We start from the raw sequence: 16,974 nt of genomic DNA, 5'->3' as shown, positions 1-16,974 counted from the left end.
TTTTTAGAAAAATTTAGCTTTTATATAAGTAGAAGGGGAAATGCAGAAAATGGAGGTGAGGAAAAGAATTATGAAATATTCCCCTTAAATATGAGGGAGGTAGATCTTTTATGAAACATCAAACAAGATTAACAGCAGTACTGCTTATAACGACGTTTTTAATAGGTATAGTGATTACAGGGTTTACTTCAATACCGAAAGCAAGCGCAAAAGAATCGGTTAGTCTGAGCAATACGACAAATTTTGATGACTCTATTGCAGTAATTAAAGGGATGATTCAAGCAATTAACGATCAGGATCCTTATGAGTATATGAACTATTTTACCAATTCTAATCGCACAGCCATGACACAATTTCTTTCAAGTAATAAATCAGAATCATTCTTTAAAGAGAAAGAGGCTAAGTTGATTCAAATTAAAGAGCTTCCAAAGGAAGTAGGTGTAGTAGCTGCAGGTATTTCATCTGGAGAAAACTTAAATTTGGACGATACACGTATTTTTTACGCTGAAATTAACTTCACGGTGGATAAAGAAGATAAATGGCTATATAATGGTATAAACTATCGTGTTATTGTTGTTACAAAAGAAGATGGAAGCTGGAAAATAGTAAGGCTATCAGTCCCATCTATAGAATACTTAAAAGATACTGGCAATGGATTTAATTCAGATGATGAAAATATTGCCGCTAAAATCGAAAATACTCTTGATAAAAAAGGGCAAATAATGAATATGAAAGGCACAGTTATTGATAATATTGCTGCAAGTGAAAAACAGCCTTTTTACTACTACTACTTTCTCCGGCTCCTTATGACTAAAGCAAGGCCCGATAAGATTATCATGATCGAGATTATCAAGTTTGGGTTTAGCCATACGATGGAGAATTGGTTGTACAAAATTGATGTATAGCTTAATATTACAGTAGCGGTAATTACCATGACTAAGCCCATCAGTACAAAATCCCTGCTTACGATGTAAAGCTGAAAAAGACCTATTGCAACAGATAGAATGTATAGAGGCCATGTGTATTCAGAGTAAATCCAGTTTGTGAAGATGTCAAAGTAAAAAATGATGCCCATTGATGTAAGTATTCCGCCTGGAACTAAGATTTCAGGATTTTTTCTTTGCTTTAAGTAGCTTACTTCCATCATGATTCCTGGTATCAATATAAAAAGAGGCCATATATTAGACATATCTAATGATATTCCGTATCTTGATAGCAAGCCCAGGTTGTCATTGAGATATATAAGTCCTAACAATATAAGTACAATTCCGATTATTTTTCTTCCCATGATTAAACCTCCTGAAAAGTTTTGGCTTTCATTTATATTTTACTATAAATGGATGAAAATTTAACTATATTTTTGCGAAAAAATACTTGAAAAAATTTCAGAAGGTGATATAATAATAAAAACGGTGAATAAATATAAAAATAAACTACTATTTATACATATTTCACATTATTTTTTTAATGTTTAATGCATAAATATAAGTTAAAATTAATATATATAAAATATTGAAGGTGGGATCTCAATGGTGAGGGTCGGCATATTAGGAGCTACAGGTTATACAGGCGTAGAACTCATTCGAATCTTATCAAATCACGAAGATGTCCAGATAAAATATTTGTCATCTCAAAACTTCAATGGCAAAAAAATTGAAGATGTGTATCATTCTTTGAAGGGATATTGCGATGTTGAGCTTCATGAGCTAAACATTGACGACATTGTTGAAAGCTGTGATGTGGTATTTGCAGCACTTCCATCTGGATATGCAATGAATATAGTTGAGAAATTATGCAGTAGTGGGGTAAGACTCATTGATCTTGGTGCGGATTTTAGATTTGATGATTTTAAGATTTACAAGGAATGGTATGGGGCAAGTAGCGATGATTACGGAAGCGTAAGCAGAGTTTATGGGCTTCCAGAAATTCACAGGCAGGAGATCAAAAATGCGATGGTTGTGGGAAATCCGGGCTGTTATCCTACATCTGCAATTCTCGGTTTGGCGCCGGCTTTAAAAAGCGGAATAATAGAAAATCATATAATAATAGATTCTAAATCTGGTGTATCTGGTGCAGGCCACAGTCCAAAGCAAGGCAATATGTACGCGGAGTGCAATGAAAGCATAAAACCTTACAATGTAGCAAAACACAGACACATGCCAGAAATAGAGCAAGAGCTTTCAAAGTTAAATCACGAAGATACAAAAGTCATTTTTACACCACATTTGACGCCTATGACAAGAGGAATATTAAGCACTATGTATTGCCGATTGAAAAAAGATATTTCGATAGAAAGCATTCACGAGATTTACCGGGAGTTTTATAAAGATGAATATTTTGTGAAAGTATTGGATATTAGTGAATACCCTTCTACAAAAAGCGTATACGGCTCAAATTTTTGCCATATTGGATTAGAAATTGATAGGCATTCTAATACATTGATAGTCATGTCTGTCATTGATAATTTGGTGAAAGGTGCATCAGGGCAAGCTGTCCAAAATATGAATATAATGTTTGGCATCGATGAAGCTAAAGGATTAAAGATGGTGCCAGTTTTTCCATAATGATAAGCTTAAGGAGGATATGATAATGGAGGATTTTGAGGTGATTGAGGGAAATGTCACATCGCCTAAAGGATTTTTAGCCTCGGGTGTGTTTGCAGGCATAAAGAAAGCGAAAAAGGATTTTGCCATAATATACTCTGAGAAAAAGGCCAAGGCCGCGGCGGCATTTACTACAAATAAGGTAAAAGCGGCTCCAGTGATTTTAGACATGGAAAAAATAAAAAGCGGTGAAGCGCAGGCAATAGTCGTAAATAGCGGCAATGCCAATGCGTGCACAGGACAAAAGGGATATGAAGATGCTTCATCTATGGCTTTTATGGTGGCAGAGAAATTAAACATAGATAAAGATGATGTGCTTGTCTGCTCAACAGGTGTTATCGGTGTGACACTGCCCATGGAAAAGGTAGCTAAAGGAATAGAGTTGGCTTCTCAGGAACTGTCGAAAGATGGTGGGAAAGATGCTGCAGAAGCGATTCTTACCACAGATACATTTACAAAAGAAGTCGCTGTAAAGTTGAACATAGAAGGCTATGAAGCTTATATAGGCGGCATTGCTAAAGGGTCAGGAATGATTTCTCCAAATATGGCTACTATGTTGTCTTTTATCACTACAGATGCAGATATATCGAAAAAGGCTTTGGATAAGGCGTTGAAAGAGACGGTAAAGAGGTCCTACAACATGATATCAGTCGACGGAGACATGAGCACAAATGATACTGTCATAATGCTGGCCAATGGTATGGCAGGCAATCCTACGATAGAGGAAGATACACATGAGTATGAGATTTTTTACAACGCACTTTTGTACGTAAACAAGCATTTAGCAAAGCAAATAGCAAAAGATGGCGAAGGTGCTACTAAGTTCATGGAAGTAAGTGTAGTCAATGCGCCTACGGAAGATGATGCGATACTTGCTTCTAAATCTATTGTAAATTCAAATTTGGTTAAGACGGCTATATTTGGCGAAGACGCCAACTGGGGGAGAATCATTGCTGCTTTAGGTTATTCAGGAGCTAATTTTTCGCAAGATGCCGTTGATATATATTTGAAAAGCAACAAGGGAATTATAAAAGTTTGCGAAAATGGCGGTTACGTTCCTTTTAACGAAGATAAAGCGAAAGAGATTTTAAGCGAAAAAGAGATTTCGATAGTAGTTGATTTAAATGTCGGAAAATATGATGCTTTAGCGTGGGGCTGCGATTTAAGCTACGATTATGTGAAGATAAATGGGAGCTACAGAACATGATAAAGAGACAAAAATACGGCGATGAAATCGCAAAAGCTGAAATATTGATAGAAGCCCTACCTTATATTAAAAAGTTTTCCGGTGCTACTGTCGTGATAAAATACGGCGGCAATGCAATGATAGATTGTAAAATAAAGAAAATGGTAATGCAGGACATAGTTTTGCTAAAGTACGTTGGACTGAATCCAGTCGTCGTACACGGTGGCGGTCCTGACATAAATAAGATGCTTGAAAGCCTCAATATTGAGTCGAAATTTATAAATGGCTTGAGGGTTACAGATGAGAAGACGATGGAAGTAGTTGAGATGGTTCTTACAGGCAAGATAAATAAAGAGATAGTTTCAATGCTAAACGAGATAGGCGGCAAGGCTATAGGTATAAGCGGAAAAGATGGCAAGCTTCTCGTAGCCGAGAAAGATACTGCAAATGGAGACATAGGTTTTGTTGGGAAAATTGAAGAAGTCAATATTGATGTTATAAAGATGATGCTTGACAAGGGATTTATACCGGTTATTGCCCCGTGTGCTGTGGGCAAAGATGGAAAGACTTACAATGTAAATGCTGATACAGCAGCAGGTAGAATAGCTGAAGCTTTAAAAGCTGAGAAATTCATACTTTTGACAGATGTGGAAGGCATACTGTCAGATGTGAATGACAAAAGCAGCGTTATATCGAGAATTGATTTAGATGCGGCTAAAGAGCTTATGGCGACAGAAAAGATTACAGGCGGCATGATACCTAAATTAAAATGCTGCATTCAAGCAGTAGAAAATGGAGTTAAGAGAGCGCACATAATCGATGGAAGATTGACACATTCGCTTCTTTTAGAGATCTTCACTGATGAAGGGATTGGCACTATGATAGGAAAGGAGTGTTTTGACGATGACAATCTCTGATGACAAAAAGTACGTGATGAATACTTACGGACGATATCCTATTACATTGGTAAAAGGCAGTGGAACAAAAGTCTGGGATACAGATGGAAATATGTACCTTGATTTTGTAGCAGGCATTGCTGTAAACGCATTTGGGCACTGCTACCCACCAATAGTAGATGCCATCAAAAGTCAAGCGGAAACATTGATACACTGTTCAAATCTTTACTGGAACGAAAATCAGATTGAACTGGCCAAGATCATTGCGGAAAACTCGTTTGGTGACAAGGTGTTTTTCGCCAACAGCGGTGCAGAAGCTAATGAAGGTGCCATAAAGCTTGCAAGAAAATACGCATCGATCAAATACGGTGATAAAAGGTATAAGATTATCAGCGCAAAAAATTCATTTCACGGCAGGACGTTTGGCGCTCTTACAGCAACAGGACAGATAAAATATCACAAAGGCTTTGGACCATTGCTGGAAGGATTTAAGTACGTAAACTACAATGACATTGACGATATTTACAGTGCATTAGATGATGATGTATGCGCAATCATGATAGAGATTATACAAGGGGAAGGCGGCATACATGAGGGCAGCCTTGAATATTTAAAAAAGGTCAGGGAAATATGCGATGAAAATGACATCCTATTGATTGTAGATGAAGTCCAGACAGGTATTGGACGTACTGGAAAACTCTTTGCATATCAGCATATTGGCATAGAACCTGATATTATGACGTTGGCAAAGGCATTAGGCGGTGGTGTGCCAATAGGTGCAATTGTGGCAAAGGAAAATGTGGCAGTATTTAAACCTGGTGATCATGCATCAACGTTTGGAGGAAATCCACTTGCATGTGCTGCTGGAATTGCAGTAATGAAGGAAGTTACAAAGGAAGGTTTTCTTGATGATGTAGTGAAAAAAGGAGAGTATTTTAAGGAAAAACTTAATGGATTAAAAGATAGGTACAAAGTCATAAAAGATGTAAGAGGAAAAGGCCTCATGATAGGATGTGAAGTTGATTTGGATGATGCAGGTGAGATAGTGCTAAAAGCCTTGGAAAAAGGTCTTCTCATAAACTGCGTAAACCATAATGTTTTGAGGTTTGTACCGCCACTTATCGTCACTACTGATGAGCTTGATACTGCGGTGATAATTCTTGATGATGTATTACATGAAATGGGGTTTTAAGATGAAAGGGTACTTGAAGTTAGAAGATGGCAGCATTTTTGAAGGCAATATTATAAGCAAGAATTTTCAAGGTTTTGGGGAAGTTGTCTTTAATACAGGCATGACAGGATATCAGGAAATCATCACAGATCCGTCTTATGCTGGGCAGATCGTCGTCATGACATATCCGCTTATTGGAAATTACGGTATCAATAAGTACGACTTTCAATCGGAAAAGCCGCATATTAGAGGGTATGTTGTAAGAGAGTACTGTGATAGTCCCAGCAATTTTCTCTCAGATTCTTCATTGATTGACTATCTCGACAAAAATGGGATACCGGTATTAGCAGGTGTCGATACGAGGGAATTGACTAAAAAATTGAGATCAAATGGGACTATGAGAGGCATCATAACTGACGATGCCAACGCTTTAGTGCCTGATATAAAAGTGGATTTGCTTAAAGAAGTGTCCACGAAAAAGCCGTATCACGTACAAGGAGAAGGGCCGAAATTGGCGTTTATAGATCTTGGCACCAAAAAGAACATTTTGAACATGTTGAGAAACGTAGGATTTGACGTATACGTGTTTCCTTACGATGTTTGCGTAGAAGACGTAATGGCGATTGAGCCTGAAGCCATATTTTTTTCAAATGGTCCGGGAGATCCGAAAGATGCAACTTCTGCCATAGAACTGGCGAAGTTTTTCATAGGTAAGATACCAGTTTTAGGTATATGTTTAGGACATCAGATAATTGCACTTGCTATGGGGTGCAATACCATAAAGATGAAGTTTGGACACAGAGGCTCAAATCAGCCTGTAAAAGACTTGATGATAGGGAAGTCATTTGTAACATCGCAAAACCATGGCTACGCTGTAGAAGAAAGCTCTATAAATAGCGATGAAATAGTGGTCACTCATGTAAACTTAAATGACAATACGGTGGAAGGAATAAAGCATAAGTACCTGCCGGTATTTTCCGTACAATATCATCCAGAAGCGTGTCCTGGCCCACATGATTCAATGTACATTTTTGATAAATTTATGGATATAACTTGTGTTTATAGAAGGAGGTCTTATCTTGCTGAAATATGAAGGAGTGAATAAAGTGCTTGTTATAGGCTCAGGGCCTATCGTAATAGGTCAAGCTGCAGAGTTTGACTATTCCGGAACACAAGCATGCAAATCATTGAAAGAAGAAGGATTAAAAGTTATCTTAGTGAATAACAATCCTGCTACAATAATGACAGATACAGAGATCGCCGATGTGGTCTATATAGAAAATCCGGAAGTTGATGTGTTGGAAGCCATCATAGAAAAAGAAAGGCCAGATGGAATATTAGGGACAATCGGTGGACAGACAGGGCTTAATGTAGTCGTAAAGCTTAAAGAAAGCGGAATAATCGATAAATACAATCTAAAGGTATTGGGAACTTCTATTGAATCAATAAAGACTGCTGAAGACAGGGAATTGTTTAAGAAGAAGATGGAAGAAATAGGAGAACCTATAGCAGAAAGCGCAACCGTAAATAATGTAGATGATGCGGTTAAATTTGCAGAAAAGTGCGGCTATCCGCTTATAGTCAGGCCTGCCTTTACATTAGGTGGAACTGGCGGGGGCATAGCAAACAATGTGGATGAACTTAAGGTTATAGTTGATTTGGGTTTGAAGAAAAGCATGGCACATGAAGTGCTGATAGAAAAATCCCTTTACGGTTACAAAGAGATAGAATACGAAGTTATGAGGGACAGCAACGACAATTGCATAACCATATGCAATATGGAAAACTTTGATCCGGTTGGCGTCCACACGGGTGACAGCATTGTTGTTGCGCCGTCACAGACACTGACAGATTACGAGTATCAAATGCTGAGGACTGCCAGTCTTAAAATCATAAAGGCATTGAAGATTGAAGGCGGATGCAATGTCCAGTTTGCGTTGGACCCTAATAGCCATCAGTACTACGTTATAGAGGTAAATCCGAGGGTTAGCCGCTCAAGTGCTTTGGCATCAAAAGCTACAGGTTATCCTATAGCCAAGATAGCTGCTAAAATAGCTGTTGGCTTTACGCTTGATGAGATAAAAAACCCTGTCACGGGAAAGACTACAGCTTTGTTTGAGCCATCGCTTGACTATGTTGTTACAAAGATTCCAAGGTGGCCATTTGATAAATTTTATGAGACAGACAGAAAGATTGGCACACAGATGAAAGCTACAGGAGAGACGATGGCAATAGACAGATGCTTTGAAGCATCACTCCTAAAGGCCGTAAGGTCTTTAGAGATAAAAGCTTATGGACTTACAAATGAAAACATAAAGAAATTAAGCGATGAGGAGATCATCGATAACATTAAAAAGCCAAATGACATGAGGCTATTTTATATAGCTGAGGCACTTCGCCGCGGTGTCACTGTGAATCATATAAATGAACTGTCTAAGATAGATAAGTGGTTTATAAATAAGCTCTTAGATATAGTAAAGATGGAAAAAGAGATATTCATAAACGACCTGACAAAAGAGGTTTTATGGAAGGCAAAGCGAATGGGCTTTTCAGATAGAGAAATTGCCAATATCAAAGGGATAGACGAAAAAGATGTTAGAAATTTGAGGAAAAGTTATGGCATATTACCTGCTTATAAGATGGTTGATACTTGTGCGGCAGAATTTGAATCTGTTACGCAGTATATTTATTCAACGTACGGAGAAAATGATGAAGTACCTATTCATCACGACATAAAGAAAGTCATAGTTTTAGGTTCAGGACCTATTAGAATAGGGCAGGGCGTAGAATTTGATTATTGCTCAGTAAAAGCACTTTGGGCTCTTAAAAGCAAGGGAATCAAATCAATCATAATAAATAACAATCCTGAGACGGTAAGCACAGACTTCGATACAGGCGATAGGCTGTACTTTGAACCATTGACGCTGGAAGATGTATTGAATATCATCGAAAAAGAAAAGCCACTTGGCGTTTTGGTGATGTTTGGAGGCCAAACAGCTATAAACTTAGCACAAGGATTGTCTGACAACGGCGTAAATATATTGGGCACTTCATTTGAAAGCATCGACGACAGTGAAGACAGAGAAAAGTTTTCTAAGCTTCTTAAAAAGCTGAATATAAACCAGCCAAAAGGTGGATATGCGCTATCAGTAGGCGATGCAAAAGATGTAGCGCTGACAATAGGATTTCCTCTCTTAGTAAGACCTTCATACGTAATAGGCGGACAGTCGATGGAAAAAGTAAACACACTTCAAGAGATAATAGATTATGTTACCAATGCTATGAAAGTATCTCCAGGGAAGCCTGTCTTGATCGACAAGTACATTGAAGGAAGAGAAGTTGAAGTAGATGCCATATCCGATGGCACTGATGTCTTGATTCCTGGAATAATGGAGCATATAGAAAGAGCAGGTGTACATTCTGGTGACAGTTTTTCAATGTACCCTGCGAGAAACCTATCTGACCATGAAATATCTACAATTGTAGAGTATACAAAGAAAATATCGTGTGCTTTAAAAGTAAAAGGGCTTATCAATATTCAATTTGTGGTTAAAGATGGCGTCGTCTACGTTTTAGAAGTAAATCCGAGGGCTTCAAGGACAGTTCCTGTAATAAGTAAGGCAACAGGAGTTCCTATGATAGACATAGCCGTAAAAATCGCGTTAGGTGACACATTAAAGAGTTTAGGCTACGAAGATGTTTTATGGCCTAAGACAGCTCATACAATCGTTAAGGCACCTGTATTTTCAACAGAGAAGCTTACTAATGTTGAAGTGATGTTGGGACCTGAGATGAAATCTACTGGAGAAATAATGGGCATAGATCTAAGCTACGAAGGAGCTCTTTACAAGGCTATGGCAGGAGCTAACTTAGATATACCTGTCAGTGGAAGGGTCTTAATTTCTATAGCCAGTGGAAGCATAAACGATGCAATGAGTACGGTAAAGAAGTATCATGATGCGGGATATGAGTTATTTGGCACATCCGGTACAGCCAGACATTTTAATTCTGCTGGAATTAGTGTTAAGCATGTGAATATAAAAGATGCCATAAGGCTATTAAAAGAAGGGTATTTTTCATTAGTCATCAATATACCGAATCGCGGCAAGAAAGTAGACAATGATGGATTTATACTGAGGAGAACTGCATGTGAATACAGGGTTCCGCTGTTTACATCCCTTGATACGGCAAAAGCAGCCCTTCAGGCGGTGCAGAAGGTGAAAATAAGCGGACTTAACTATCTGTCGCTAAATGAGTATCATGAGTTGCAGTCTAAAAATTTAAAGAAATCTGCTTTGTAAAATTAACTTGGAAAGGAAGATTTATATGTTAAAAGGAGAAAAAGTGGTTCTGGCGTATTCAGGCGGTTTAGATACGTCTGTCATAATACCATGGCTTAAAGAAAATTACGAATGTGAGATAATAGCTGCGTGTATAGATGTAGGTCAGGGAAGCGAGCTTAACAGCATAAAAGAGAAGGCACTACTAAGCGGTGCCAGCAAGATATACGTTGAAGATGTAAAAGATGAGTTTGTAGAGGATTATATTTTCCCCACATTAAAAGCAGGAGCTGTGTATGAAGGCAAGTATCTGTTAGGCACTTCATTTGCGAGGCCCCTCATTGCTAAAAAGCTTGTGGAGATAGCTCACAAAGAAGGTGCAAAGGCGATAGTGCACGGTGCTACTGGAAAAGGGAATGACCAAGTAAGATTTGAAGTATCAATAAAAGCTCTTGATCCATCAATAGAGATAATAGCGCCATGGAGGATATGGGATTTTAAGTCCAGGGAGCAAGAAATAGATTATGCCAAGAAAAAAGGCATTCCTGTCCCTGTCACAAAGGAAAAGATATACAGCGTTGACAACAATTTATGGCACATAAGCCATGAAGGCGGTGATTTGGAAGATCCGTGGAATGAGCCTAAAAACAGTTTGTACGATATTGTTGTTCCACCGGAGAATGCACCGGATGAGCCGGAGTACGTCGTCTTAGAGTTTGAAAAGGGGATACCTGTAAAAGTAAATGGAAAGTCATACGCGAGTCCTTCGAAGATGATAGAAGAGCTTAATTTGATAGCTGGAAGAAATGGTATAGGCATAGCTGATATTGTAGAAAATAGGCTTGTAGGCATTAAGTCTCGCGGTGTGTATGAGACACCTGCAGGAACGGTTCTTTACGCAGCTCACAAGGAATTGGAGTATTTGGTTTTAGACAAGGAAACCATGAGGTTTAAAGATTTGGTGGCGCAAAAGTATGCAGACATTGTCTACAATGGATTGTGGTTTTCACCACTTAGAGAGTCTTTAGATGCGTTTGTGGATGTGACTCAGCAGAATGTGACTGGTACTGTAAGGCTTAAACTTTACAAAGGAAACTTGATAAATGCAGGTTCAAAGTCGCCGTATTCACTGTACAGTGAAGAATTTGCTACATTTGGTGAAGATGAAGTTTACAATCAAAAGGATGCAGAAGGGTTTATAAACTTATTCGGATTGCCGCTTAAAATAAAAGCGCTTATGGATATAAGCAGAAAGGAAGATTTTAATGAAGCTGTGGGGCGGTAGGTTTAAAGGGGATACAGACAAACTTATGGAGGATTTTAATTCCTCCATTTCTTTCGATATGCGCCTTTTCAAATACGATGTAGAAGGTTCCATAGCCCATGCGAAAGGTTTAAACAAGGCAGGTGTATTAAAGGACGATGAGACAAAGCTTATTGTAGATGGGCTAAATGAGATTTTAAAGGAAACTGATACAGGTTTTATACCTGATGATGAAGATGTACACACGTACGTTGAAAGGCTTTTGACTGAAAAAATAGGTGATGTAGGCAAAAAACTTCATACTGGAAGAAGCCGCAATGACCAAGTAGCAACAGATGTGAGGCTTTATCTGAGAGATGTCGCAGGTGAAATTGGGAAAAACATTGAAACTCTAATTGACACGCTTAAAAATAAGGCTTTTGAGCATAAGAATGTGATCATGCCTGGATATACCCATTTGCAAAGGGCTCAGCCTGTCACTTTTGGACATCACATGATGGCGTATGTGGAGATGTTTAAAAGAGACTTATCAAGGCTTAATGATATGGTAAAAAGGGTAAATGTGATGCCATTAGGTTCAGGCGCTTTAGCAGGCACATCGTACAATATAGACAGAATGTACGTGGCAAAACTTCTTGGGTTTGACGACATAACTAAAAACAGCCTCGATGCAGTTAGCGATAGGGATTTTGTGATAGAATTTTTGAGCTTTTCTTCAATCATGATGATGCACCTAAGCCGCTTTTGCGAGGAAATTGTGCTATGGTCCAGCAAAGAATTTGATTTTGTAGAGCTGGATGACAGGTACTCAACAGGAAGCAGCATGATGCCTCAGAAGAAAAATCCAGATGCTGCGGAGCTTATACGAGGCAAGGCAGGGCGGGTGTACGGCAGCCTCATGACGTTGCTTACAGTCATGAAAGGACTTCCTTTGGCATACAACAAAGATATGCAGGAGGACAAAGAAGCGCTTTTTGATGCTATAGATACTTTGAAAATGTCGATTGCGGTTTTTAATGGCATGGTAAAAACGATGAAGGTAAAAAGTGATAATATGGCAAATGCAGCAAAATACGGATATATGAATGCTACAGATTTTGCAGATTACCTTGTATTTAAAGGGATTCCCTTTAGAAAAGCACATGAGATAACTGGTAAAGTCGTATTGTACGCCATAGATAAAAATTGTGCCATAGAAGACCTATCAATAGATGAGTTAAAGTCGTTTTGTGATGTGATAGATGAAGATGTGTACAGTGCAATTGATTTAAGGAACACGATAAAAAACAAAAAAACGATAGGGTCACCACGATTGGATGATTAAAAATATAAGAGATAGGGTAAATCCTATCTCTTAATCATTGAATAAAAGTTTTACGGCATTTATTATGTCATTGTCTACAACTCGATAGCAGATTTCAAGTCCGTTTCGCTTTCCCTCTATTATGCCGGCAGATTTTAGCTTTGATATGTGCTGCGACACTGTGGATTGAGGCAAGTTTAAGCATTCTTGTATCGTACTTACGTTGCATTCTCCTGATAGAAGCCCTCTTACGATGCAAAGCCTGTAAGGATGCGCTATGGCTTTTAATTTTTCTGCTATCGTTTCATACTTTTTAAAATCTTTTTCGATGTCTATAGCACTGTTTTTCAGCGGAAATCCCTCCAACTTTTATATAAAGAGTGTGGTGTCTGACTGCTCAGCTGCACCTATAAATGATGCAACACCGCCTAATTCAACACCATCTATAAGCTCATCTTTAGTTATGCCCATTATGTCAGATGACATGTTGCATGCCACAATCCTTACACCGTTTTTAAGCGCTTGCTGTATTAAATCTTCCAGTGAAGATACATTTTTTTTGTTCATGATGTATCGTATCATTTTAGGTCCTATGCCAAACATGTTCATCTTGGAAAGTTTTAGCTTCTTGGAACCCCTTGGCATCATCATGCCAAACATCTTACTTAAGAAGTCTTTTTTGATTGAAACTTTTTCTGGCTTTCTCAGTATATTGAGTCCCCAGAATGTGAAGAAAAGAGTCACCTTTCTTCCCATTGCAGCAGCTCCATTTGCTATTATAAATGCGGCTATGGCTTTGTCTAAGTCTCCACTGAATACTATAATGGCCTTATCGTTTTTATCAGAAGATGTCTTTGTTTCAACTGCTTTTGCAGATGCATTTTTTCTTATCTCTGCTACAATGATTTTTCCTTCATGGTATAAGTTAAGAAGCGCATTTCCTGTTCTTTGACACCATGTCTTAATGTCATTTTCAAATCCAGGGTCCGAAGCTTTTATCCTTAGTATGTCTCCATCTTTTAGATTTTTTATTGCGTTAAATGTCTGCATTATAGGACCTGGACATTGAAGCCCACACGCATCGATCTCTAATGTTGCCACTGCATCATCTGATTTTTTTTTATCTGTTACGCACATGCCGCACTCTGTCTGTTCATCGTCGTACCTCACTGTTATATCGGTGAAATCTGATGTTGCAGTTTCGTATATTTTATAACCGCCACTTAGATTTTTGACAGATTTAAAGCCATTTTGCATCAGTATCCTGCAAGCTATATATCCTCTTAAGCCTACTTGACAGTATACGTATATATCTTTGTCTTTTGGAATCTTGTGAAGATTTTCTCTTAGCTCATCTACAGGTATGTTTATGGAGCCTTTGATGTTTCCGAGCTGATATTCAAGATCTGTTCTTACGTCAAGTATTAAAGATTTAGACAAATCTATATCTTTAACTTCGTCCCAATGGAATACGCTTATATCGCCTTTTAATATATTTGAAGCTGCAAAACCAGCCATGTTTACAGGGTCTTTTGCTGATGAGTATGGTGGAGCGTATGCCAATTCAAGTTCTTCTAAGTCGTAAACTGTCATATTGCTGCGTATTGCAGTAGCAATGACGTCTATTCTCTTATCAACGCCGTCAAATCCAACTATTTGAGCGCCTAAGATTTTTCCATCATCTTTTTTAAATATGAGTTTAATGGTCATAGGCAGTGCATCAGGATAGTAGCTGGCATGTGAATTTGGGTGTATTATGACTTTTTCATAATCTATTCCGGCTCTTTTTAAGATTGTTTCATTGTTTCCCGTCGCTGCCACAGTCAAGTCGAAAATTTTTGCAACAGAAGTACCCTGCGTACCATCATATTTGCTTTTTCTTCCGCAAATATTGTCTGCTGCGATACGGCCTTGTTTGTTTGCAGGTCCTGCTAATGGTATCAAAGTATTGCTTCCGTTTATATAGTCTTTTACCTCTATAGCATCGCCTACAGCGTATATATCAGGATTTGATGTCTGCATGTATTCATTGACTTTTATGCCGCCTCTTTCGCCGATTGCAAGGTCTGCGTCTTTTGCTAATTTAGTGTCTGGCCTCACGCCTATGCCTAATACGACCATGTCAGTGATTAACGTATTGCCGCTATTCAAAACGACAGTCGTTATGCCTTCTTTGTGGTGAAACTCTTTTACACCATCCTTTAATATGAGATTTACACCTTTATCTTTAAGGCGTTGATGGACAATTGCAGCCATTTCGTAATCAAGTGGTGCCATTACATGGTCAGCCAATTCTACTATTGTCACATCAAGTCCTGCTTCTTTTAAATTCTCTGCAACTTCAAGTCCTATGAAACCACCGCCTACTACAACGGCTTTTTTAGGTTTGTTGTTGTCGACAAAGTCTTTTATCCTATAGGTATCTGGAATAGTCCTAAGCGTAAAAATGTTCTTGCCATCTATGCCTGGCATTGGAGGTTTTATAGGTTCTGCACCAGGTGATAGTATCAGTTTGTCGTAGCTTTCTGTATAGGTTCTGTCATTTTTTATATCATGAACGACTACGGTTTTTTCATCAGGATTTATCTTTGTGACTTCTGATAATGTCCTTATGTCGATGTTGAAGCGCTTTGACATAGCTTCTGGTGTTTGAACGACTAATTTTTCACGTTCTTTTATGACTTCGCCTATATAATACGGCAGACCGCAGTTGGCATAAGATATATATTCTCCCTTTTCAAAGAGTATTATTTCAGCGTCTTCATCAAGTCTTCTCAACCTTGCTGCAGCAGATGCACCGCCAGCAACGCCCCCGATAATTACAACTTTCATGATTCTTCCTCCTATTAAAAGTATTATTATATCTTAATATTACAATATATTAATTTTATTGTCAATAATTTAACTAAAAATATTTTTTAATTAAAGAATTATGATAAAGCCTTATCAAATAAAAACATAAAAAAAGCGAGATTATATCTCGCTTACTTCTTTTTCAAGAAAGTCACTAAAGCAGGTATCAAAGAAATAACAATTATGGCTATTGTGACGAACCCAAAATGTGTTTTGACAACTTCAAGATTTCCAAAGTAGTATCCGCCAAACGAGAATAACGCTGCCCAGGCTATGCCGCCTAATGCGTTGTAGGTGAGGAAGTGAAGGTAATTCATCTCACCTATGCCTGCTACAAATGGCACAAACGTCCTTATGATAGGTATAAACCTTCCTAATACTATTGTCATGCTACCGTATTTATCATAGAAGTTTCTGGCTTCTAAAAGGTGTTCTTTTTTTATCAACTTTAAGTTTTCCGCTTCGTATATCTTTTCGCCTATAAATTTTCCTATGTGGTAGTTTACAGTGTCACCTAATATTGCAGCCAATGAGACTACTATAAATAATGTAAATACATTTAGTGAACCTATGGCAGCAAAAGCACCTGCAGCAAATATTAGCGAGTCTCCAGGCAAAAATGGCGTAATGACGATACCTGTTTCAAAAAACAATATGAGAAATATAAGTAAATATGTGGCGGTACCATACGTTTGGATTATGGTGCCTAAATACTTGTCGAGATGAAGAACTACATCGATTCCCAATTTAAATAATGACATTAAAATCCCCATTCCTTTTTGCAAAATAGTGTACATTTATAATTATAGCATATTAAAAATTGCAATTATTACAGAATTGTAAATTTTAATCCACTTTTAATCTCTTTTTGATTTCATGTACTGGGTTAATTTTTCTTTAATATCGTTATTTTGTTCTAAAAAGTCCATGAAACGTAAAAAACAATGAAGCGTTTCTGTGCTTACGGTGTGTTCTATTTTTTCTGTTTCTTCAAGAAGATTGTTTTCTTCAATTCCAAGCGTCTTTAGAAGTTCTAAAATTGTATTATGCCTTTTTATAAGAGCTTCGCCGATTGATTTGCCTTCATTGCTTAAAGTTATGACGCCGTACTTTTCATAGTCTATGAGATTAAGCTCAGAAAGTTTTTGAACCATCTTTGTAGCGGATGGCGGCTGGACATTCAATGCCTCTGCCAATTCGTGCAGTCTTACATAGCCTGATTTAGTCGACAGTCTGCATATCATTTCAAGATAATCTTCCATAGACGCTGTCAATGAGTTATTCTCTTTCTTCATGTATTCGCTAAAAGTGTGATACTTGTCCTGCAATTTATTCACCTTCTTTTTAAATGTAACGAAATACATCCGTTTAACATATTCTATGTTAGGATTTTAAATTTTAGGATTGGCTAATAATTT

At 37.9% G+C, this 16,974-nt stretch carries 14 protein-coding genes; 9 read left to right on the top strand and 5 right to left on the bottom strand.

Annotated elements, in window-relative coordinates; translation table 11 throughout:
- Positions 1–110: 110 nt before the first annotated feature.
- Entirely contained in the window at positions 111–905 is a 795-nt protein-coding gene (locus tag GSH73_RS12040) for a hypothetical protein (RefSeq protein ID WP_014757727.1), read from the top strand.
- On the opposite strand, the gene GSH73_RS12035 is transcribed toward GSH73_RS12040, so the two are convergent.
- Entirely contained in the window at positions 788–1,288 is a 501-nt protein-coding gene (locus GSH73_RS12035; protein ID WP_014757728.1) for a LiaF transmembrane domain-containing protein, read from the bottom strand. The genes GSH73_RS12040 and GSH73_RS12035 overlap by 118 nt on opposite strands.
- Before the next feature lie 241 nt (positions 1,289–1,529).
- Here GSH73_RS12035 and argC point away from each other — a divergent pair, with 241 nt between their 5' ends.
- From argC to argH, 8 genes are read left to right on the top strand one after another with little or no spacing between them, the layout of a single operon-like run.
- On the top strand, positions 1,530–2,564 hold the full coding sequence (gene argC, locus GSH73_RS12030) for an N-acetyl-gamma-glutamyl-phosphate reductase (RefSeq protein ID WP_014757729.1): 1,035 nt from the start codon (positions 1,530–1,532) through the stop codon (positions 2,562–2,564).
- Positions 2,565–2,589: 25 nt separating this feature from the next.
- Positions 2,590–3,810 (top strand): bifunctional ornithine acetyltransferase/N-acetylglutamate synthase, encoded by a 1,221-nt coding sequence (gene argJ, locus GSH73_RS12025; RefSeq protein ID WP_014757730.1) that lies wholly within the window; start codon positions 2,590–2,592, stop codon positions 3,808–3,810.
- Positions 3,807–4,706, top strand: a complete 900-nt coding sequence (argB, locus tag GSH73_RS12020; protein ID WP_014757731.1) for an acetylglutamate kinase — start codon at positions 3,807–3,809, stop codon at positions 4,704–4,706. The genes argJ and argB overlap by 4 nt, the downstream gene beginning before the upstream one ends.
- Entirely contained in the window at positions 4,693–5,877 is a 1,185-nt protein-coding gene (locus GSH73_RS12015; protein WP_014757732.1) for an acetylornithine transaminase, read from the top strand. Before argB ends, GSH73_RS12015 begins: the two co-directional genes overlap by 14 nt.
- Position 5,878: 1 nt before the next feature.
- Complete coding sequence (gene carA / locus GSH73_RS12010) at positions 5,879–6,949, top strand: glutamine-hydrolyzing carbamoyl-phosphate synthase small subunit (protein ID WP_014757733.1); 1,071 nt, start codon at positions 5,879–5,881, stop codon at positions 6,947–6,949.
- Entirely contained in the window at positions 6,936–10,157 is a 3,222-nt protein-coding gene (gene carB / locus GSH73_RS12005) for a carbamoyl-phosphate synthase (glutamine-hydrolyzing) large subunit (RefSeq protein WP_014757734.1), read from the top strand. The genes carA and carB overlap by 14 nt, the downstream gene beginning before the upstream one ends.
- A gap of 25 nt (positions 10,158–10,182) precedes the next feature.
- Positions 10,183–11,421: an argininosuccinate synthase gene (locus GSH73_RS12000; RefSeq protein WP_014757735.1), complete on the top strand. Its 1,239-nt coding sequence runs from the start codon at positions 10,183–10,185 to the stop codon at positions 11,419–11,421.
- A complete protein-coding gene (argH, locus tag GSH73_RS11995) occupies positions 11,402–12,724 on the top strand; it encodes an argininosuccinate lyase (RefSeq protein ID WP_014757736.1) in 1,323 nt (440 codons plus the stop codon). Before GSH73_RS12000 ends, argH begins: the two co-directional genes overlap by 20 nt.
- A 30-nt stretch (positions 12,725–12,754) precedes the next feature.
- On the opposite strand, the gene GSH73_RS11990 is transcribed toward argH, so the two are convergent.
- From GSH73_RS11990 to GSH73_RS11975, 4 genes are all read right to left on the bottom strand, one after another.
- On the bottom strand, positions 12,755–13,069 hold the full coding sequence (locus GSH73_RS11990; RefSeq protein ID WP_038069566.1) for an ArsR/SmtB family transcription factor: 315 nt from the start codon (positions 13,067–13,069) through the stop codon (positions 12,755–12,757).
- Between the two features lie 3 nt (positions 13,070–13,072).
- Positions 13,073–15,535 carry a CoA-disulfide reductase gene (locus tag GSH73_RS11985; protein WP_014757737.1) on the bottom strand — a complete coding sequence of 821 codons (2,463 nt, stop codon included), beginning with the start codon at positions 15,533–15,535 and terminating at the stop codon, positions 13,073–13,075.
- 152 nt (positions 15,536–15,687) lie between these two features.
- On the bottom strand, positions 15,688–16,317 hold the full coding sequence (locus tag GSH73_RS11980; protein WP_014757738.1) for a VTT domain-containing protein: 630 nt from the start codon (positions 16,315–16,317) through the stop codon (positions 15,688–15,690).
- Between the two features lie 96 nt (positions 16,318–16,413).
- The gene (locus tag GSH73_RS11975; protein WP_235062575.1) at positions 16,414–16,893 is read right to left on the bottom strand and encodes a metal-dependent transcriptional regulator; all 480 of its coding nucleotides are present in this window, start codon (positions 16,891–16,893) and stop codon (positions 16,414–16,416) included.
- Positions 16,894–16,974: the final 81 nt, after the last annotated feature.

It is taken from the genome of Thermoanaerobacterium aotearoense (assembly GCF_009905255.1).
Classification (GTDB): domain Bacteria; phylum Bacillota; class Thermoanaerobacteria; order Thermoanaerobacterales; family Thermoanaerobacteraceae; genus Thermoanaerobacterium; species Thermoanaerobacterium aotearoense.
This window is presented reverse-complemented; position numbering and strand designations above follow the sequence as displayed.

Excerpts from the sequence above, each read along its gene's own strand:
- GSH73_RS11980 (WP_014757738.1), bottom strand. The coding sequence starts at position 16,317 with ATGTCATTATTTAAATTGGGAATCGATGTAGTTCTTCATCTCGACAAG.
- argH (WP_014757736.1), top strand. The coding sequence starts at position 11,402 with ATGAAGCTGTGGGGCGGTAGGTTTAAAGGGGATACAGACAAACTTATG.
- argB (WP_014757731.1), top strand. The coding sequence starts at position 3,807 with ATGATAAAGAGACAAAAATACGGCGATGAAATCGCAAAAGCTGAAATA.
- argJ (WP_014757730.1), top strand. The coding sequence starts at position 2,590 with ATGGAGGATTTTGAGGTGATTGAGGGAAATGTCACATCGCCTAAAGGA.
- GSH73_RS12035 (WP_014757728.1), bottom strand. The coding sequence starts at position 1,288 with ATGGGAAGAAAAATAATCGGAATTGTACTTATATTGTTAGGACTTATA.
- carA (WP_014757733.1), top strand. The coding sequence starts at position 5,879 with ATGAAAGGGTACTTGAAGTTAGAAGATGGCAGCATTTTTGAAGGCAAT.
- argC (WP_014757729.1), top strand. The coding sequence starts at position 1,530 with ATGGTGAGGGTCGGCATATTAGGAGCTACAGGTTATACAGGCGTAGAA.
- GSH73_RS12040 (WP_014757727.1), top strand. The coding sequence starts at position 111 with ATGAAACATCAAACAAGATTAACAGCAGTACTGCTTATAACGACGTTT.
- GSH73_RS12015 (WP_014757732.1), top strand. The coding sequence starts at position 4,693 with ATGACAATCTCTGATGACAAAAAGTACGTGATGAATACTTACGGACGA.
- GSH73_RS12000 (WP_014757735.1), top strand. The coding sequence starts at position 10,183 with ATGTTAAAAGGAGAAAAAGTGGTTCTGGCGTATTCAGGCGGTTTAGAT.
- GSH73_RS11985 (WP_014757737.1), bottom strand. The coding sequence starts at position 15,535 with ATGAAAGTTGTAATTATCGGGGGCGTTGCTGGCGGTGCATCTGCTGCA.